This is a genomic window from Streptomyces sp. NPDC047081, assembly GCF_040643775.1.
GTDB lineage: Bacteria > Actinomycetota > Actinomycetes > Streptomycetales > Streptomycetaceae > Streptomyces.
The window spans coordinates 101,253-120,615 of sequence record NZ_JBEYUY010000016.1 but is presented as its reverse complement, the minus strand read 5'-3'; the positions used below and the strand labels follow the sequence as shown (position 1 = coordinate 120,615).

The 19,363-nt window shown below is 68.8% G+C and carries 17 protein-coding genes, 1 tRNA gene and 1 pseudogene; 15 read left to right on the top strand and 4 right to left on the bottom strand.

Going from position 1 to position 19,363, the window contains the following annotated elements; genetic code table 11:
* The first annotated feature begins 5 nt into the window (after nt 1-5).
* The 8 genes from ABZ848_RS28425 (at nt 6) to ABZ848_RS28390 (ending at nt 8,313) form a co-directional block, all read left to right on the top strand.
* On the top strand, nt 6-389 hold the full coding sequence (locus tag ABZ848_RS28425; RefSeq protein WP_360836416.1) for a hypothetical protein: 384 nt from the start codon (nt 6-8) through the stop codon (nt 387-389).
* A gap of 15 nt (nt 390-404) precedes the next feature.
* Nucleotides 405-1,088 (top strand): hypothetical protein, encoded by a 684-nt coding sequence (locus tag ABZ848_RS28420; protein WP_360836414.1) that lies wholly within the window; start codon nt 405-407, stop codon nt 1,086-1,088.
* Nucleotides 1,089-1,248: 160 nt separating this feature from the next.
* Nucleotides 1,249-2,295 (top strand): ABC transporter substrate-binding protein, encoded by a 1,047-nt coding sequence (locus ABZ848_RS28415; protein ID WP_360836412.1) that lies wholly within the window; start codon nt 1,249-1,251, stop codon nt 2,293-2,295.
* A 36-nt stretch (nt 2,296-2,331) separates the two neighbouring features.
* A complete protein-coding gene (locus ABZ848_RS28410) occupies nt 2,332-3,165 on the top strand; it encodes a siderophore-interacting protein (protein ID WP_360836410.1) in 834 nt (277 codons plus the stop codon).
* A 127-nt stretch (nt 3,166-3,292) separates the two neighbouring features.
* The gene (gene desA, locus ABZ848_RS28405; RefSeq protein ID WP_360836408.1) at nt 3,293-4,759 is read left to right on the top strand and encodes a lysine decarboxylase DesA; all 1,467 of its coding nucleotides are present in this window, start codon (nt 3,293-3,295) and stop codon (nt 4,757-4,759) included.
* A complete protein-coding gene (locus tag ABZ848_RS28400) occupies nt 4,743-6,020 on the top strand; it encodes a SidA/IucD/PvdA family monooxygenase (RefSeq protein ID WP_360836406.1) in 1,278 nt (425 codons plus the stop codon). Before desA ends, ABZ848_RS28400 begins: the two co-directional genes overlap by 17 nt.
* A complete protein-coding gene (locus ABZ848_RS28395; RefSeq protein ID WP_360836404.1) occupies nt 6,017-6,547 on the top strand; it encodes a GNAT family N-acetyltransferase in 531 nt (176 codons plus the stop codon). The genes ABZ848_RS28400 and ABZ848_RS28395 overlap by 4 nt, the downstream gene beginning before the upstream one ends.
* Entirely contained in the window at nt 6,544-8,313 is a 1,770-nt protein-coding gene (locus ABZ848_RS28390; protein ID WP_360836402.1) for an IucA/IucC family siderophore biosynthesis protein, read from the top strand. The genes ABZ848_RS28395 and ABZ848_RS28390 overlap by 4 nt, the downstream gene beginning before the upstream one ends.
* Nucleotides 8,314-8,372: 59 nt before the next feature.
* Here the strand turns inward: ABZ848_RS28390 and ABZ848_RS28385 are convergent, their stop codons facing one another.
* Nucleotides 8,373-9,947: a beta-N-acetylhexosaminidase gene (locus tag ABZ848_RS28385; RefSeq protein WP_360836400.1), complete on the bottom strand. Its 1,575-nt coding sequence runs from the start codon at nt 9,945-9,947 to the stop codon at nt 8,373-8,375.
* Nucleotides 9,948-10,007: 60 nt separating this feature from the next.
* Here ABZ848_RS28385 and ABZ848_RS28380 point away from each other — a divergent pair, with 60 nt between their 5' ends.
* Nucleotides 10,008-10,892, top strand: coding sequence for a DUF4429 domain-containing protein (locus tag ABZ848_RS28380; protein WP_360836399.1), 885 nt, complete (start codon nt 10,008-10,010; stop codon nt 10,890-10,892).
* Between the two features lie 49 nt (nt 10,893-10,941).
* On the opposite strand, the gene ABZ848_RS28375 is transcribed toward ABZ848_RS28380, so the two are convergent.
* On the bottom strand, nt 10,942-12,507 hold the full coding sequence (locus ABZ848_RS28375) for a metallophosphoesterase family protein (RefSeq protein ID WP_360836397.1): 1,566 nt from the start codon (nt 12,505-12,507) through the stop codon (nt 10,942-10,944).
* A 186-nt stretch (nt 12,508-12,693) separates the two neighbouring features.
* Between ABZ848_RS28375 and ABZ848_RS28370 the strand changes: the two genes are divergently transcribed.
* Nucleotides 12,694-12,951, top strand: a complete 258-nt coding sequence (locus ABZ848_RS28370; protein WP_242773487.1) for a hypothetical protein — start codon at nt 12,694-12,696, stop codon at nt 12,949-12,951.
* Between the two features lie 12 nt (nt 12,952-12,963).
* Nucleotides 12,964-14,781: a glutamine--fructose-6-phosphate transaminase (isomerizing) gene (glmS, locus tag ABZ848_RS28365; RefSeq protein ID WP_360836395.1), complete on the top strand. Its 1,818-nt coding sequence runs from the start codon at nt 12,964-12,966 to the stop codon at nt 14,779-14,781.
* A 148-nt stretch (nt 14,782-14,929) separates the two neighbouring features.
* Here glmS and ABZ848_RS28360 read toward each other — a convergent pair whose 3' ends face one another.
* Nucleotides 14,930-15,490, bottom strand: coding sequence for a GPR1/FUN34/YaaH family transporter (locus ABZ848_RS28360; RefSeq protein WP_360836393.1), 561 nt, complete (start codon nt 15,488-15,490; stop codon nt 14,930-14,932).
* 103 nt (nt 15,491-15,593) lie between these two features.
* The gene (locus ABZ848_RS28355; RefSeq protein WP_360836392.1) at nt 15,594-16,121 is read right to left on the bottom strand and encodes a universal stress protein; all 528 of its coding nucleotides are present in this window, start codon (nt 16,119-16,121) and stop codon (nt 15,594-15,596) included.
* A 332-nt stretch (nt 16,122-16,453) separates the two neighbouring features.
* Between ABZ848_RS28355 and ABZ848_RS28350 the strand changes: the two genes are divergently transcribed.
* From ABZ848_RS28350 to ABZ848_RS28335, 4 genes and pseudogenes are all read left to right on the top strand, one after another.
* The gene (locus ABZ848_RS28350) at nt 16,454-16,786 is read left to right on the top strand and encodes a hypothetical protein (RefSeq protein WP_360836390.1); all 333 of its coding nucleotides are present in this window, start codon (nt 16,454-16,456) and stop codon (nt 16,784-16,786) included.
* A 378-nt stretch (nt 16,787-17,164) separates the two neighbouring features.
* Nucleotides 17,165-18,405, top strand: a pseudogene (locus ABZ848_RS28345) (helix-turn-helix domain-containing protein).
* A gap of 111 nt (nt 18,406-18,516) precedes the next feature.
* The gene (gene orn, locus ABZ848_RS28340) at nt 18,517-19,119 is read left to right on the top strand and encodes an oligoribonuclease (RefSeq protein WP_360836389.1); all 603 of its coding nucleotides are present in this window, start codon (nt 18,517-18,519) and stop codon (nt 19,117-19,119) included.
* A gap of 116 nt (nt 19,120-19,235) precedes the next feature.
* Nucleotides 19,236-19,308, top strand: a tRNA-His gene (locus ABZ848_RS28335).
* The last annotated feature ends 55 nt before the right edge of the window (nt 19,309-19,363 follow it).

The window sequence follows — 19,363 nt, the reverse complement described above, 5'->3', positions numbered from 1 at the left end:
GGGCGATGCGGGAACCGGAACTCAAAGAAGCGGCGCGGAGGCCGCATTGGCGGCACTGGGCACCCCTGTACGTCAACCTGCTGCTCGGCGTGCCCGCCATGGTGCCGCTCCACGCGGCCCGGCTCCTGCTCACCGACTATCGGTCGTGCGCGCTGGACAACTCCCCGTTCGGCCTCACCGACTGCGGTGATGTCAGTGTCATCGAGGGCGCCGGCTGGGCACGGATGAGCCTGTTCGTCTTCGGTGGGCTTGGGCTGTTGCTGGTGTTCACCGTGGATGTGCTCTTTCCCGCTGCCACGGGACGGCGGTGGCGGCGCTGGCTCGCGGCCGCACTCGTCATTCCCCTCCCCTACCTGTTCACCGTCATCACATTCGCGATCTTCGACTGAAGGAACCGATCAGCCATGACACACAAGAGCGTTGCGCGGCGTGCGGTGCTCAAGCGGTTCGCCGGAGTCGGCGCGGGTGCCGCTCTGGTATCGGCCTCCGGCGGCCTGCTGGTTCCCGCCCACGCGGCCGAACGGGGGGCCGGGGCCGGGCAGTCGGCCCCGGTACCGGGCGAGTACGCGACGTCCGCCAACGGCTGGGCGCTGGCCGACAAGGTCAACGCGGGCCAGGGCGTCTGGTCCCGGCCGGTGTCCGGCACCGGATTCACCCTCGACACCCGGCTCGGGGCCGTGGAGACAGTGCTGGTGCACATCGTCCGGCGCTGGCACTACGAGATCGAGACGCTACGGGAGGGTGAGGTGGTCGGCTGGCGCCCCATCGGTGAACTCGACGCCGACAGCCCCGAGTCGAACCAGGCCTCCGGTACCGCGGTCGCCATCCGGCCCGGCGCGTATGTGAAGGGTGTTCAGGGCAATCTGACAAAGATCCAGCGGGAGACCATCGAGAGCATCCTGGACGACTGCGGCGACGTGGTCCGCTGGGGTGGCCGCGACCGGACGCCGTACGAGGCGCTCTTTTACATCGCCACTCCGCCGAGCGAGGAGGAGACGCGTCCCACCCATCACCCCGTGGAGAAACTGGCCCGGAAGCTGCGTGGCTGGAATCGGGCCCCCGGCCTGGGAGCGGGGGCCGTCGCATAGCGGCTGCCGAGTGACGCACGCACCAGGTTCTGGGATATGCGCTTCACGCCAGACCGGGACGAATGGCGCGGGGCCACCGTTCAGATGTGAATGAGGTTAGGCTAACCTACCTTCGAACATGTCCGGCGGACGCTCCGCCCCGTTCGAAAGCAGCCACACCATGTCCAACGCCAGAGTCACCCACCTCACCCGACGCGGCATCCTCGCCGCCGGCGGCGCCCTCGGCCTCGGCGCCGTGCTCGCTGCCTGCGGGGACGACGACGCGAAAAGCGGGGGCTCGGACGACGGCACGGCCGCCGCCAAGTCAGGGCCCTGGTCGTTCAAGGACGACCGGGGCACGACGGTGAAGCTCGACAAGGTGCCCGCGAACATCGTGGCCTTCACAGGTGTCGCGGCCGCCCTCTACGACTACGGCATCTCCGTCAAGGGCGTCTTCGGCCCGACGAAGACCAAGGACGGCAAGGCCGACGTCCAGGCCGGCGACATGGACATCAGCAAGGTCACGATCCTCGGCAACGCCTGGGGCCAGTTCAACGTCGAGAAGTACGCCGCCCTCGCCCCCGACGTGCTCCTCACCACGATGTTCGACGACGCCGGCACCCTCTGGTACGTCCCCGAGGAGTCCAAGGACAAGATCGCCAAGCTCGCCCCGAGTGTCGCGATCTCCGTCTACGACCGTCAGCTCACCACCCCGTTGCAGCGCATGTGGACGCTGGCCGAGTCACTCGGCGCCGACATGACCGCGACCGAGGTCACCGACGCCAAGAAGCGTTTCGAGGAAGCCTCGGAGAGGCTGCGCAAGGCCGCCAAGGCGAAGCCCGACATCAAGGTGATGGCCAGTTCCGCGGCCGACACCGTCTTCTACGTCTCCGGCACCAACCTCTCCATCGACCTGGAGTACTTCAAGGCGCTCGGCGTCAACTTCGTCGAGCCGTCGGAGAAGGCCAAGGCGAAGACCGGCGGCTGGTACGAGACGCTCAGCTGGGAGAACGTCGACAAGTACCCGGCCGACATCATCATGATGGACGACCGCAGCGCGACCATCCAGCCCGCCGACATCACCCAGGCCACCTGGAAGAAGCTGCCCGCGGTCAAGGCCGGCCAGGTCATCGCCCGCTCCCCCGAGCCGATCCTGTCGTACGACAAGTGCGTCCCGATGGTCGAGAACCTCGCGAAGGCCATCGAGACCGCCAAGAAGGTCAGCTGACCCCCGCCCCATCCTGAACCCACCTCAGGAGCACGCATGAGTACGGCCGTAGCCGCCCCGTTCCGTTTCTTCTCCCTCCAGGTCGTACGGACGAGGCGGCTCGGCCCGTCCCTGGTCCGGGTCACCTTCGGCGGCGAGGAACTGCAGCACTTCTTCTCCGACGGCCGCGACCAGTCCCTGTCGCTGTTCATCCCCGCCGAGGGGCAGACCGAGCCGCACGTCCCCGTCGAGCTTGGCGACGGCTGGTGGCAGGCCTGGCGTGAACTCCCCGACGACGTACGGGCCGTGATGCGCTCGTACACACTCCGGGCCCTGCGTCGCGGCCCCGACGAGATCGACATCGACTTCGTGCTGCACACCCCGGCCGGGCCCGCCTCCGCGTGGGCCGCCGGGGCCGCGGCCGGCGACCGGGTCTTCCTGCTCGGCCCCGCCATCGCCGACAATCGCGCGATCCGCTTCCGCCCGCCCGCGGACACCGACCTCGTGCTGCTCTGGGGCGACGAGACCGCGCTGCCCGCCATCTCGGCGATCCTCGAATCCCTGCCCGCGGGACAGCGCGCCCGCGTCTGGCTGGAGGTGCACGACGCCGGGAACATCCTCGACCTCAGCACCGAGGCGGACGCCGAGATCACCTGGCTGGTGCAGGATCCGGCCGGCGCCGAGGAGTCCCCCATGGCCCTCGGCGTCCTCCGAGACGCCCAACTCCCGCCCGCCGAGCACCCGTACGTCTGGATCGCGGGCGAGTCCGGCTCGGTCAAGGCGCTGCGCCGGCACTTCGTCGGCGAGCGCGGGATCGACCGGCGCCGGGTGACCTTCGTCGGTTACTGGCGCCAGGGCATGACCGAAGAACAGCTGCGCGCGGCCGAGTAGACACGAGCGTGACGGGAGTGATCACCGTCACGATCAAGGCTGCCCTCATCCCGCACTACTTAGGTTAGGCTCACCTAAGTAACTGCTTCTCGTAGTTCCCCGTAGCTCCCACCGGAGGACACCCCGCATGCGCTCGCACCTGCTCAATGACACGACCGCGGAGCAGTACCGTCGCTCCGTCACGGAAGGCGTCGAGCGGGTGGCCGCCAAACTCGCCGCCACCGAAAGTCCGTTCACCGGCGTCACGGTCGACGCCCTCGCTCCCCGCATCGACGCGATCGACCTCGACCAGCCGCTGCTCGACACCTCGGCCGTGCTCGACGAGCTGGAGGAGGTCTACCTCCGGGACGCGGTCTACTTCCACCACCCCCGCTATCTGGCCCACCTCAACTGCCCGGTCGTCATCCCAGCCGTGCTCGGCGAGGCCGTCCTGTCCGCCGTCAACTCCTCCCTGGACACCTGGGACCAGTCGGCCGGCGGCACCCTGATCGAGCGCAGGCTCATCGACTGGACCACCGCCCGCATCGGCCTCGGCGAGAACGCCGACGGCGTCTTCACCTCCGGCGGCACCCAGTCCAACCTCCAGGCCCTGCTGCTGGCGCGGGAGGAGGCCAAGCCAGGGCGGGATGGGTGGGAAGGTCCTGCCTCCCTGGCCAAACTGCGCATCTTCGCCTCCGAGGTGAGCCACTTCAGCGTGAAGAAGTCCGCGAAACTGCTGGGCCTCGGGCAGGACTCCGTCGTCTCCGTCCCCGTCGGCGCCGACAAGCGGATGCAGACCGTCGCGCTCGCCCGCGAGCTGGAGCGCTGCCGCCGCGACGGCCTGGTCCCCATGGCCGTCGTCGCCACCGCCGGCACCACCGACTTCGGCTCGATCGACCCGCTGCCGGAGATCGCCGAGCTGTGCGAGCAGTACGGCACCTGGCTGCACGTCGACGCGGCCTACGGCTGCGGACTGCTCGCCTCGCTGAAGTACCGGGACCGGATCGACGGCATCGAGCGTGCCGACTCGGTCACCGTCGACTACCACAAGTCCTTCTTCCAGCCGGTGAGTTCGTCCGCCGTGCTGGTCCGGGACGCCTCGACCCTGCGGCACGCGACCTACCACGCCGAGTACCTCAACCCGAAGCGCATGGTCACCGAGCGCATCCCCAACCAGGTCGACAAGTCCCTGCAGACCACCCGCCGCTTCGACGCCCTCAAGCTGTGGATGACCCTGCGCACGATGGGCGCCGACGGCATCGGCCAACTCTTCGACGAGGTCTGCGACCTGGCCGTGGAGGGCTGGAGGCTGCTGGCCGCCGACCCGCGCTTCGACGTGGTCGTGGAGCCCACCCTCTCCACCCTCGTCTTCCGCTACATCCCGGCCGCCGTCACCGACCCGGCCGAGATCGACCGCGCCAACCTGTACGCCCGCAAGGCCCTGTTCGCCTCCGGTGACGCGGTGGTCGCGGGCACGAAGGTCCAGGGCCGCCACTACCTGAAGTTCACCCTGCTCAACCCCGAGACCACGACGGCCGACATCGCCGCCGTCCTCGACCTGATCGCCGGCCACGCCGAGCAGTACCTGGGAGAGTCCCTTGACCGCGCGTCCTGAAACCCCGTCCAAAACCCTCGACTTCGTGGGGATCGGGCTCGGTCCCTTCAACCTGGGCCTGGCCTGCCTCACCGAGCCGATCGACGAACTCGACGGGGTCTTCCTGGAGTCCAAGCCGGACTTCGAGTGGCACGCGGGCATGTTCCTGGACGGCGCCCACCTCCAGACCCCGTTCATGTCGGACCTGGTCACGCTGGCCGACCCGACCTCGCCGTACTCCTTCCTCAACTACCTGAAGGAGAAGGGCCGGCTGTACCCGTTCTACATCCGCGAGAACTTCTACCCGCTGCGGGTCGAGTACGACGACTACTGCCGCTGGGCCGCGAACCGGCTGCGGAGCGTGCGCTTCAGCACGACGGTCACCGAGGTGACGTACGAGGACGGGCTGTACGGCGTCAGGACCGAGGCCGGTGACGTGTACCGCGCCCGGCACCTGGTCCTTGGCACCGGCACCTCCCCGCACTACCCGGAGGCCGTGCGCGGTCTGGGCGGCGACTTCTTCCACAACTCCCGCTACATGCACAACAAGGCGGAGCTGCAGAAGAAGGACTCGATCACGATCGTCGGCTCCGGCCAGTCCGCCGCCGAGATCTACTACGACCTGCTCAGCGAGATCGACGTCCACGGCTACCGGCTGAACTGGGTGACACGCTCCCCGCGCTTCTTCCCGCTCGAATACACCAAGCTCACGCTGGAGATGACGAGCCCGGAGTACATCGACTACTACCGCGAGCTCCCCGAGGCCACCCGCTACCGGCTCACCCAGCAGCAGAAGGGCCTGTTCAAGGGCATCGACGGCGACCTCGTCGACGAGATCTTCGACCTGCTCTACCAGAAGAACCTCGGCGGCCCCGTGCCCACCCGCCTGCTCACCAACTCCGCGCTGAACGGCGCGCGTTGGGAGAACGGCACGTACACCCTCTCCTTCCGCCAGGAGGAGCAGGAGAAGGAGTACGACATCGAGTCGCAGGGCCTGGTGCTCGCCACCGGCTACAAGTACGCCGAGCCGGAGTTCCTGGCCCCGGTCAGGGACCGGCTGCGCTACGACTCCCAGGGCAACTTCGACATCGCCCGCAACTACTCCATCGACACCACCGGCCGCGGCGTCTTCCTGCAGAACGCCGGCGTGCACACCCACAGCATCACCAGCCCCGACCTGGGCATGGGTGCCTACCGCAACAGCTACATCATCCGTGAGCTGCTCGGCACCGAGTACTACCCGGTCGAGAAGACCATCGCGTTCCAGGAGTTCGCCGTATGACCTTCACGTTCCGCCCTCTCGACCCCCTGAAGGACGCCGAACTGCTGCACGCCTGGGTCACCCACCCCAAAGCCGCCTTCTGGATGATGCAGGACGCGCGACTGGTCGACGTCGAGCGGGCCTACATGGACATCGCGGCCGACGAGCACCACCACGCCCTGCTCGGGCTCCACGAGAACGGCGAACCCGCCTTCCTCATGGAGTACTACGACCCCCGCCACCGCGAACTCGTCGGCCTGTACGAGCCGTTGCCCGGTGACGTCGGCATGCACTTCCTCACCCCGCCGACCGACATGCCCGTACACGGCTTCACCCGCGCGGTCATCACCGCCGTCATGGCGCACCTCTTCGAGGACCCGGCGACCGAGCGTGTGGTCGTCGAGCCGGACGTCTCCAACAGGGCCGTCCACGCCCTGAACGAAGCGGTCGGATTCATCGCCGAGCGCGAGATCCAGAAGCCGGAGAAGAAGGCCCTGTTGAGCTTCTGCACCCGAGAGCGGTTCGAGAAGGCGATGGTGCCCGCATGAGCCTCGCCGACTCCGTCGCCCACCTCTCCCCCGAGCGCTGGGAGAAGGCCAACCGTCTCCTGATCCGCAAGGCCCTCGCCGAGTTCGCCCACGAGCGGCTGATCACCCCGGAGCGGGACGGCGACACGTACGTCGTCCGCAGCGACGACGGTCTCACCCGCTACCGCTTCACCGCGACCCGCCGCGCTCTCGACCACTGGCAGGTCGACGCCGACTCCATCACCCGCCATCGCGACGGCGCCGAACTCCCCCTGGCCGCCCTGGACTTCTTCATCGAGCTGAAGGACGCCCTCGGCCTGAGCGACGAGATCCTGCCGGTCTACCTGGAGGAGATCTCCTCCACCCTTTCCGGCACCTGCTACAAGCTGACCAAGCCGCAGATCCCGGTCGCCGAGCTGGTCAGGAGCGACTTCCAGGCCATCGAGACCGGCATGACCGAGGGCCACCCCTGCTTCGTCGCCAACAACGGCCGGCTCGGCTTCGGCATCCACGAGTACCTGTCGTACGCCCCCGAGACCGCGAGCCCGGTCCGGCTGGTGTGGCTCGCCGCGCACAGGTCGCGCGCCGCGTTCACGGCGGGTGTCGGGATCGAGTACGAGACCTTCGTACGCGATGAGTTGGGCGAGAAGACCGTCGAGCGCTTCGACGGCGTCCTGCGCGAGCAGGGCCTCGACCCCGCCGACTACCTCCTCATCCCCGTCCACCCCTGGCAGTGGTGGAACAAGCTCACCGTCACCTTCGCCGCCGAGGTCGCGCTCAAGCACCTGGTGTGCCTGGGCGAGGGCGACGACGAGTACCTGGCCCAGCAGTCCATCCGGACCTTCTTCAACCGGTCCAACCCCGGGAAGCACTACGTGAAGACGGCCCTGTCCGTCATCAACATGGGCTTCATGCGCGGGCTTTCGGCCGCCTACATGGAGGCGACCCCCGCCATCAACGACTGGCTCGCCCAACTCGTCGAGGGCGACCCGGTGTTGAAGTCGACAGGTCTGTCGATCATCCGGGAGCGGGCGGCCGTCGGCTACCGGCACCTGGAGTACGAGAAGGCGACGGACCGCTACTCGCCGTACCGCAAGATGCTCGCGGCACTGTGGCGCGAGAGCCCGGTGGCCGGCCTCCAGGACGGCGAGTCCCTCGCCACCATGGCCTCGCTCGTGCACGTCGACCACGAGGGCGCGTCCTTCGCGGGCGCGCTGATCGAGCGGTCGGGGCTGGCACCCACGGAGTGGCTGCGCCACTACCTGCGGGCCTACTTCACCCCGCTGCTGCACAGCTTCTATGCCTACGACCTGGTCTACATGCCGCACGGCGAGAACGTGATCCTCGTCCTCAGGGACGGCGTCGTCCAGCGCGCGATCTACAAGGACATCGCCGAGGAGATCGCCGTCATGGACCCGGACGCTGTGCTGCCGCCGACGGTGGAGCGGCTGCGGGTCGAGGTCCCCGAGGACAAGAAGCTCCTGTCCATCTTCACGGACGTCTTCGACTGCTTCTTCCGCTTCCTCGCCGCGAACCTCGCGACCGAGGGGGTCCTGGAGGAGGACGACTTCTGGCGGACGGTCGCCGAGGTCACCCGCGAGTACCAGGCGTCGACGCCCGAACTCGCCGACAAGTTCCAGCAGTACGACATGTTCGCGCCCGAGTTCGCCCTGTCCTGCCTCAACCGGCTCCAGCTGCGCAACAACCAGCAGATGGTGGACCTGGCCGACCCGTCGGGCGCCCTCCAGCTGGTCGGAACCCTCAAAAATCCCGTCGCGGGGTTCTGACCGAACGGACGGGCACCCCGGAGTACGGTCCTCCGGGGTGCCCGTTCGGTACTCTCAACCTACTTCGCAGGCCAAGGCACTTGCGGCGACCGGTAGTAGCCGATCCCCAACGCGTCCCACCGCGCCGCCTGCGCAGCAAGCCGCACCTTGTAGGTGTCCCAGTCGTGCGTGGACGCCGGCGACCACCCCAGCTCGGCAACACCCGGCAGCCTGGGGAAGGCCATGTAGTCGATGTCCGCGCTCGTCACGATCGTCTCGGTCCACAGCGGCGCCTCGACACCCTTGACCGCCGAACTCGGCGCCCCGGCGAGGTAGTTGCCCGGATCCCAGTCGTACGACCGCCGCACCTCGACCAGTCCGGCCCAGTCCTGCCCGAGCGGGGTGTCCTCGGTGTACTTCATGTCGAGGTAGACCCGGTCGGCGGGCGAGAGGACCAGCCCGGTCCCGTTCTGCGCGGCCTTGGCGACCTGCGCCTTCTCCGCCGCGTCGGTGTCGTCGAGACCCCAGTACTGTGCGATCGCCCCCTTGGCCGGGTGCGCGCCGGTCAGCTGGTGCCAGCCGATCACGGTCTTGCCGTACTTGGCGACGACCGGCTGCACCCGGTCCATGAACTTCACGTAGTCGTCGTGGGGCGTGGAGTGCGCCTCGTCGCCGCCGATGTGGAGGTAGCGGCCCGGGGTGATCGCGGCCAGCTCCCGGATCACGTCGTCCACGAAGTCGTACGTGACGTCCTTGTTCACGCACAGGCTGCTGAAGCCGACGTCGGTGCCGGTGTACAGCGGGGGCGCCTTGCCGTCGCAGTTCAGGTCGGCGTAGGAGGCGAGGGCCGCGTTGGTGTGGCCCGGCATGTCGATCTCGGGGACGACCTCCAGATAGCGGGAGGCGGCGTACCGGACGATCTCCTGGTAGTCGGCCTTGGTGTAGTGGCCGCCGGGGCCGCCGTCCACCTCGGTCGAGCCGCCGTAGGTGGCGAGGCGCGGCCAGGAGTCGATGGCGATGCGCCAGCCCTGGTCGTCGCTGAGGTGCAGATGCAGCTTGTTGACCTTGTAGAGGGCCAACTCGTCGATGTAGCGCTTGACCTGGGCCACCGTGAAGAAGTGGCGGGAGACGTCGAGCATCGCGCCGCGGTAGGCGTAGCGCGGATGGTCCGTGATGGTGCCGCCGGCGATCTGCCAGGGGCCCGGCTGCTCGGTCCTCTTCTCCACGGCGGCGGGCAGGAGTTGCCGCAGGGTCTGGACGGCGTGGAAGAGGCCGGCCGGGTGGGCGGCGGTGAGGGTGACGCCGGAGGGGCCGCTGTGGAGGCGGTAGCCCTCCGCACCGAAGTCGCCTTTCGTGAGCCGGAGTTGAATGCCGGTGCCACCGCCGGTGGTCAGCGGCAGCCGGTAGCCGGTCGACGGGCGCAGGATGTCGGCGAGGTACTCGCCGATCCGGCGCGCCTCGCCCGACCCGTCCACGTGGATCGCGGTGTCGCGGGTGATGCGGTACGGGGACCCGCCGGGCGTCACCGACGCGGGCGCCGGAACGACCCTGTCGAGCGGGGTCGGGTTCGCTTTGGTCACCGTGGTCGCTCCTACCGTGAAGGTGCCGGCCGCCGCCACGAGCAGCAGCGATCCCAGAACGCGGTGCAGTCTCACATGCGCTCCCTTCGATTGGTAGAGACCACTCTCCCGCAGATCCGGTGAAACAATCCCCCCATGGCGGAAATCATCCAGAAGGACGGCACGTGGGTCTTCGACGGCGACGCCCTGCGACTGACGCCGGGAAGGGACCGCAACGTCAGCCTCCTCCGCCGCACTCTGGGTGAACTCGTCGTCCCGCTGGGCGCGTTGGCCGGTGTCTCCTTCGAGCAGGGCAAGAAGTCGGGGCGGCTCAGGCTGCGGCTGCGCGACGGCGCCGACCCGCTGCTGCACGCCTCCGGCGGCCGGCTGACCGAGCCCAACGACCCGTACCAGCTGCTCGTCGAATCGGACCGCTACGGGGTCGCCGAGTACTTCGTGGACGAGGTCCGCAACGCGCTGCTGCTCGACGAGGTGCCGTCCGACCCGGTGGACGGCTACCTGCTGCCGGGCCCGCCCGTGCCGCTGTCCGTGTCCGCCGGGGACGGCACGGCGAGCTTCGACGGCGAGCACGTACGCCTGGAGTGGAACTGGAAGACCGAGGACGCGAAGGCCGCCGCCGGCACCCGCACCCTGCCGGTCGCCGACCTCGTCTCGGTGGAGTGGCAGCCCGCGGTCGGCCTGGAGAACGGGCATCTGCGCTTCACCGTGCGCCACGCGCCGACCAAGGCGCCGCCCAAGTACGACCCCAACTCCGTGGAGCTGTGGGGCTTCAAGAAGGACCCGCTGATGGCCCTCGTGGCGGCGGCGGTGCAGGCACGGCTGCCGCATCCCTCGGCGGCCGCCGCGACGGACGTGACCGCCATGGAGCCCCCGAAGCAGCTCGCGGCCGCCGGACCGCGCGAGGACGACCACGACGCGCTGCTGCGACGGCTGCGGGAGCTCGGCGAGCTGCACCGCACCGGGGTGCTGACCGACGAGGAGTTCGCCATGGCCAAGCAGGCGGTCCTCAAACGCATGTGAGGACCGCCTGCCCGGGGATACGCCCTGCCTTCCGGGCGTACCGGCAGGGCTACTTGGCCCGGCGGGCCACCGTGAAGTGGTCGATGCGGTCACCGGTCTCGGCGATGCCCGACACCTTCAGCTTGGCGTAGCGGCCCTTGGAGGCGGGCTCCACGTCCACGCGCAGGAAGGAGTAGTTGAGGTAGCGCACCCGGGACCAGGCGACGGTCTCGTTGACCTTGCCGTCCTTGGTGTTGATGAAGGAGGCGACGGATTCCTGCTCGTTGAGGTGCCCCTCGTAGGAGTCCGGCGCGGTGAACGCGTACAGGCTGCGGCCCGCGGCGCCCGCCGTCACGTAGACGACGCCCTCGGTCTCCGGGTACGCGGTCTCGCCGATCGGCAGCTTCTTGACGACTTGGTTGCCCTTGATGACGTCGGTGCGCTCGTACTGGTGGTTGTGGCCGTTGATGACCAGGTCCACCGTGTACTTCTCGAACAGCGGCACCCACTCCTGTCGCACGCCCCCCTCCGAGGCGTGCGCCGTGGAGGTGCAGTAGGCGCAGTGGTGGAAGAACACGACGATGAAGTCGATGTCCTTGGAGGCGCGGTACTTCTTCAGCTGGCCCTCGAACCACGTGGTCTGGGTGCCGCCGGAGATGCCGAGGTTGGCGGGGATCTCGAAGGAGACGTCGTTCGGGTCCAGCGAGATGACCGCGGTGTTGCCGTACACGAAGGAGTAGACGCCCGGCAGGTGCGCCTTGTCCGGCCCGTTGTCGGGGAGGCTGAAACGGGCCTCCTCGCCGCCGTAGCCGTTCGGCGAGTACCAGGCCTCCATGTCGTGGTTGCCGTAACTCACCATCCACGGCACGGACTTGGCGACCGACTCGGTCTGCGCGAGGAACTGGTCCCAGACGCGGGAGTCGAAGCCGGTGTCGGCGGCCTTGCCCTGGCCGGCCGGGTCGGCGTAGGCGATGTCGCCGGCGTGCAGGTGGAAGCTGGGGTTCTGGCCGAGGATCAGGCTGTCGTTGGCCAGGCCGTGGTAGCTGACGCCCTGGTCGCCGAAGGCCGTGAAGGTGAACGGCTCGGTGCGGCCGGGGGCGGTGGTGAAGGTGCCCAGGGTGCCGAGCAGGTGCGGCTCGGCCGGGTCGAAGCCCTGGTGGCCGACGCCGTAGTAGTACGTCCGGCCGGGGCGCAGGTGGCTGAGCTTGGCGTGGACGTAGTACTGCGTGTGGTCCGCGCTCGCGCCGACGCCGGCCGGCGTGTAGAGCGTGCGGATCTCGGCCTCGATCTTGCGGGAAAGGTCCCACGGCTGGGCGCCGATGCGGATGAAGGGCTTCTTCACCGCGACCGGGACCTGCCAGGAGACGGTCATCTCGGTGCTCGCGTCGTTGCCGAACGCGAGGTGGCGGCCGAACGGGGCGACGAGCGAGCCGTCGACGTACTCGGCCGCGGGGGCGGTGCTCTGCGTCGGGACCGCGGCCTGGGCCACGGCACCGGGCACGAACGCGCCACCGGCGACGGCGCCGATCGTCACGGCACCGCCTCTCATCAGGTTGCGCCGCGAGAATCTCGCGCGCAGGTACTCGTGCTGCTCGGCCATGCTCATGCGCTCGGCGAGCTCTTCGGGTACTCCCATACGAGGAATGTCCATGGCGTCTGAAACTCGTCTCCGCAGACGACAAACCGCAAGACGCGGAATGGACAGCCTGCGAACAGAGTGCCATGAGAGATTCAACGTTCGCCCAAAGATCCTTAACAGCACCCTGCCCGAAATCGGGCAGGATTCTTGCGAAAGCCTCTCCGGTACCTCAGGATCTACCGGGTGCACGACGAACTCGTTGATCATCTGACGCGCTCCACGCCGCTGAGCCGGGGCGAGGCGCTGCGGGTGATCCAGGACGTGCTCGCCTTCTTCGACGAGACGACCACGGAGTACGTCCGTCGCCGCCACCGCGAGCTGCAGGCCCAGGGCCTGGTGAACGCGGAGATCTTCGAACGGATCGAGGCGGACCTGAAATACCGGGCGGTCGCGCCGCCGGAGCTTACGCTCAGGCAGCTGCGCCGCATCGTCTACGGCTAGGAATACGTATATATGTGCGGAATCGTGGGATACATCGGGAAGCGTGACGTCGCGCCCCTCCTGCTGGAGGGTCTGCAACGCCTGGAGTACCGGGGTTACGACTCCGCGGGCATCGTCATCACCTCCCCGAAGACGGCCGGGCTGAAGATGGTCAAGGCCAAGGGGCGCGTGCGTGACCTGGAGGCCAAGGTCCCGGCCCGCTTCAAGGGCACGACCGGTATCGCCCACACCCGCTGGGCCACCCACGGCGCCCCGTCCGACGTGAACGCCCACCCGCACCTGTCGGCCGACCAGAAGGTCGCCGTAGTGCACAACGGCATCATCGACAACGCCTCCGACCTGCGCCGCAAGCTGGAGGCGGACGGCGTCGAGTTCCTCTCCGAGACCGACACCGAGGTCCTCGTCCACCTGATCGCCCGCTCCCAGGCGGACACGCTGGAGGAGAAGGTCCGCGAGACCCTGCGGGTGATCGAGGGCACATACGGCATCGCGGTGATGCACGCCGACTTCGCGGACCGCATCGTGGTGGCTCGAAACGGTTCCCCGGTGGTCCTCGGCATCGGCGAGAAGGAGATGTTCGTCGCCTCCGACATCGCGGCCCTCGTCACCCACACCCGCCAGATAGTGACTCTGGACGACGGCGAGATGGCCACCCTCAAGGCCGACGACTTCCGTACGTACACGACGGAGGGCACCCGCACCACGTCGGAGCCCACCACCGTGGAGTGGGAGGCCGCCTCCTACGACATGGGCGGCCACGACACGTACATGCACAAGGAGATCCACGAGCAGGCCGAGGCGGTCGACCGCGTCCTGCGCGGCCGCATCGACGACCGCTTCTCCACGGTCCACCTCGGCGGCCTGAACCTGAACGCCCGGGAGGCCCGCCAGATCCGCCGCGTCAAGATCCTGGGCTGCGGCACCTCGTACCACGCGGGCATGATCGGCGCCCAGATGATCGAGGAGCTGGCCCGCATCCCCGCGGACGCCGAGCCGGCGTCGGAATTCCGCTACCGCAATGCCGTGGTGGACCCCGACACCCTGTACGTGGCCGTCTCCCAGTCCGGCGAGACCTACGACGTCCTCGCGGCCGTCCAGGAGCTCAAGCGCAAGGGCGCGCGGGTCTTCGGCATCGTCAACGTGGTCGGCTCGGCGATCGCCCGCGAGGCGGACGCGGGCATCTACGTGCACGCGGGCCCGGAGGTCTGCGTGGTGTCCACCAAGTGCTTCACCAACACCACGGTCGCCTTCGCCCTGCTGGCCCTGCACCTGGGCCGCACCCGCGACCTCTCGGTGCGCGACGGCAAGCGGATCATCGAGGGCCTGCGCAAGCTGCCGGAGCAGATCACCGAGGTCCTCAAGCAGGAGGAGCGCATCAAGGAGCTGGCCGAGGAGTACGCGGCCGCCCGCTCGATGCTCTTCATCGGCCGGGTCCGCGGCTACCCGGTCGCCCGCGAGGCCTCCCTGAAGCTCAAGGAGGTCTCCTACATCCACGCGGAGGCCTACCCGGCGTCGGAACTCAAGCACGGCCCCCTGGCGTTGATCGAGCCGGCCCTCCCCACGGTCGCGATCGTCCCCGACGACGACCTCCTGGAGAAGAACCGCGCCGCGATGGAGGAGATCAAGGCCCGCAGCGGCCGCATCCTGGCGGTGGCTCACCAGGACCAGGAGAAGGCGGACCAGACGATCGTGGTCCCGAAGAACGAGGACGAACTGGACCCCATCCTGATGGGCATCCCCCTCCAACTCCTGGCGTACCACACGGCGTTGGCCCTGGGCAGGGACATCGACAAGCCGAGGAACCTCGCCAAGTCGGTAACGGTGGAGTAGCCGACCAAGGGGCGCGGGGAACTGCGCGATCAACCCCCACACACCCGCAGAGGCCACACAACGAAACGGCCCCCCACGTGCTGCCACCAAGCACGCGGGGGGCCATTCAAACGCCGGGGCCGCCCAATACCCCAACGTCGGCTGCCAATTAGCCGGTGGCCGTCACCCCCCGGCCGGCAGCGCGCCTCGGCAGAACCGTCGGCCAGTGCGCCAGCGCCGCAGTAGCCGCGTACCAGGCAACCGCCCCTGCCGCGACCGCGAACCAGCCGCCCACCTTGGTCAGCGAACCGCTCGTCCCGAACTCCGCGATGGCGAGCAGCACGAGGGAGACGAAGAACAACCCGTAGGTGCCCTGCGTGAGTTGGTCCCCACCGGCGAGGGTGAGCGAAAGGGTCACGAGAGCGAAGAGCAACAGGAACAGCCCTGCCGCATTGGCGGAGCCACCCGCAGTGACGGCCCAGGTGAACCAGAGCGCACCCAGCGCCGAGAACGCCGTACCGTTGACGGAGTCACCGTCACGGAACGCGAACAGACCGGCGACGAAGAGCGCAACGCCGCCTACATAGTGGGCCAGTGAGACGGCGTCAGCGGCCGATACGCCGTTGATCACGTCGGTGTTTCCGAGTCCGAACGCCAACAGGGTGATTCCCAGGGCGAGTCGGCCGACCACGGTGGTGGTCCCGCTTCCCGCGGAGACGTCGTTGTCCACGGCGGGGCTCCCTTCATGCATGTGCAGTTGTGCGGTGACCGATATATGCCCTTCACAAGGGCACAAACACCTCTGCACACAGGAACAGGGAGTTACGGAATGACTACGGAATGACAACGACAGGGCGCTTGGCGCGCTTGGCGAGCCGCCCCGCGACGGAGCCGAAGATCCGCCCCACGATGCCGTGCGTGGACCCGACGACGATCGCGTCGGCCTCGTACTCCCGCCCGACCTCTTCGAGTTCGTGGCAGATGTCGCCGCCGCGCTCGACGAGGATCCAGGGCACCTCCGACAGGTAGTCCGCGCAGGCGAGTTCGAGCCCGAGCACCTCGGTGCGGTGGTCCGGCACGTCCACGAAGACCGGCGGCTCGCAGCCCGCCCACACCGTGGTGGGCAGCCGGTTGGCGACATGGACGATGATCAGGCCCGAACCGGAGCGGCAGGCCATGCCGATGGCGTAAGCAAGGGCGCGCTCACTGGAGGTGGAGCCGTCGAAGCCGACGACGACACCGTGCTTGAAGGCTGGATCGCAGGAATGACGTGGCTCTTCCGCCGCCAGGGGCTCGCCCGCCGTGGGATCGGCGACGGGCCGCTTGCGGTCCGCGGGTTCGAAGAATTCGTGACCGGCCATGGCTGTCTCGGCGTTGTGATCCTTTGTGGGAGGGCCCGCGAGCTGAGCTCGCTGACGACTGCAGCGGTGCGGCGGAGCTGTGTCCGGGAATGGTCTTCCCACGCCCATACCCCCAAGGGTACGGCGGCACGCCTCCTTAGCCCAGATCCTGCCCACGGGTGGTGGGGGTTCCAGGGAGCATGCACGAGGGGACGCCCGTAACGCAATGGTTGCTGCGCTGTACAGGCGGTTTGCACAGGATTCACTTACCCGGGGCCGTCCGGGGCCCCGCGCACAGTGACCGACGGGTCGAACACGCGTTGAACCCCGTGACCCAGCCCCAGGGAGCACGCATGTCCGGACCGCACCCCACCCCCGACTCCCCCCGCACGGCCAACCCGACCCAGGACTCGGCGACCGACGTCGTCCGCTGGGCGGCCTTCAGCTGCGTCCTGGTTCCGGTGGTCCTCCTCTGGTACGGCACCTCGCTCGCCGGCACCGCCGGCACCGCGCTCGGCCTGGCCGCCGTGACGGCCGTGTGCAGGCTGCTGCTGCGGCAGTCCGAGCGCGGTGCGGCCGGACCGCCGGCCGAGGAGAGCGCCCCGCACCGGGGCCGCCGTCACAGAACGGGTACGGGCGCACACAGAGGCGGACGTCACACTGGGGGAAATACACCGGTCGGCTGACCGGTTTCGATGCACGCCTCCGACGCTTTTCAGCCAACTTCCGGACCTGGCGCATCTCCGCCCCGCACCACCCCCCAACCCCCGTTCGACCTGCACGGACAGGGGTCAACGGGCCCCGTGCACCCTACGTGGATTGGCCACTGCGACGAGGCGCACTTCCCTGCACGGCCCACGAGTGCAACGCTTCGTGATCGAATGCTTCACGCCAAGTTGCCATGTCGACAATGTGCCGGTTCCCGAACTGGGTCACCCCGGCACCACGGGACACAGTAGATTCGATCTTGACGTCTTACGGCGGGGGACTCGTGCAGGACCGAGGGGAAACGTGCAGGAGCGACACAACCGAGGAGCCGCGACCACCGAGGGGGGCTTAGCAGTATGAGCCACGACTCCACTGCCGCGCCGGAAGCCGCGGCCCGGAAGCTTTCCGGGCGACGCCGCAAGGAGATCGTCGCGGTGCTGCTGTTCAGCGGCGGCCCCATCTTCGAGAGTTCCATACCGCTGTCGGTGTTCGGGATCGACCGCCAGGACGCCGGCGTGCCGCGCTACCGACTGCTGGTGTGCGGCGGCGAGGAAGGCCCACTGCGGACCACAGGGGGCCTGGAACTCACCGCGCCGCATGGCCTGGAAGCGATCTCACGCGCGGGCACGGTCGTCGTACCGGCCTGGCGCTCGATCACTTCACCGCCGCCGGAGGAGGCGCTCGACGCACTGCGCCGGGCGCACGAGGAGGGCGCCCGCATCGTCGGGCTGTGCACGGGCGCCTTCGTCCTCGCGGCGGCCGGCCTGCTGGACGGCCGTCCCGCGACCACGCACTGGATGTACGCGCCGACGCTGGCCAAGCGCTATCCGTCGGTGCACGTGGATCCGAGAGAACTCTTCGTCGACGACGGAGACGTACTGACTTCGGCCGGTACGGCGGCCGGAATCGACCTCTGTCTGCACATCGTGCGGACGGACCACGGCAACGAGGCGGCCGGCGCGCTGGCCCGCCGCCTGGTCGTCCCGCCGCGCCGGACAGGAGGCCAGGAGCGCTACCTGGACCGCTCTTTACCAGAGGAGATCGGCGCCGACCCGCTCGCCGAGGTCGTCGCCTGGGCGCTGGAGCACCTGCACGAGCAGTTCGACGTCGAGACGCTGGCGGCACGCGCGTACATGAGCCGCCGCACCTTCGACCGCCGCTTCCGCTCGCTGACGGGTTCGGCCCGCTCCAGTGGCTGATCACGCAACGCGTCCTCCAGGCCCAGCGTCTCCTGGAGACGTCGGACTACTCGGTGGACGAGGTCGCGGGCCGCTGCGGCTTCCGCTCACCGGTGGCGCTGCGCGGGCACTTCCGCCGCCAGCTGGGTTCGTCGCCCGCCGCCTACCGCGCCGCGTACCGGGCCCGCCGCCCCCAGGGCGACAAGCCGACGGACGCGGAGGGACCGACGGGACCCGCGCTACCGGGCCCCGCCCTGCACCCGGAGGGCCCCGTCCCGCTGCAGAGCAGGCGTGCGGCGGCGAGCGCGGTGGGCTCCGGCGCGTCACTGTCGACGGCCGCGACGGCGTCGGTGGAGAACGGCCGCGAGATGTACGTCACCGGCAGGGCGACCCTGCCGGGCCAGCGCAGCGGTACATGAGCTGACGGAACGTCCTGGACGCCGGTCGGGCACTTGCTTTTCAGCCCGTCCGGCGTTCGAGGACGAGCCCGCGGGGACCCCAAAAGCGAGCGCCAGCTTTAGGGTGGTCGCATGAACGATCGCATGGTGTGGATCGACTGCGAGATGACCGGCCTCTCGCTGTCCGACGACGCGCTCATCGAGGTGGCCGCCCTCGTCACCGACTCCGAGCTGAACATCCTCGGCGAAGGCGTCGACATCGTCATCCGTCCGCCGGCCAGGGCCCTGGAGACGATGCCGGAGGTGGTCCGCCAGATGCACACCGCGTCCGGCCTGCTGGACGAGCTCGCGGGCGGCACGACGCTCACGGAGGCGGAGGAGCAGGTGCTCTCCTACGTCCGCGAGCACGTGAAGGAACCCGGCAAGGCCCCTCTGTGCGGCAACTCCGTCGGCACCGACCGCGGCTTCCTGGCCCGGGACATGGCGGCGCTGGAGGGCTACCTCCACTACCGCATCGTCGACGTCTCCTCGGTCAAGGAGCTGGCCCGCCGCTGGTACCCGCGCGCCTACTTCAACAGCCCCGAGAAGAACGGCAACCACCGCGCCCTCGCCGACATCCGCGAGTCGATCGCCGAGCTGCGCTACTACCGCGAGTCCATCTTCGTACCGCAGCCGGGCCCCGATTCGGACACCGCGAGGACGATCGCCGCGAAGCACGTCCTGCCTGCTCAGTAGGGGCGGCGGGGCCCCGGGGAGGGGGCCCGCGAAAGCCGTGCGCGAGCACCCCTTCGGACCCTGTACACTTTTTCTCGGCCGGTCGGGGAAACCACAAAGTCAAACCTCCGGTCGTGGTGGGTGTAGCTCAGCTGGTAGAGCACCTGGTTGTGGTCCAGGATGTCGCGGGTTCGAGTCCCGTCACTCACCCTGATCACTCAGCCGGTGACCCGAAAGCAACGGGTCACCGGCTGACTGTCTTTCC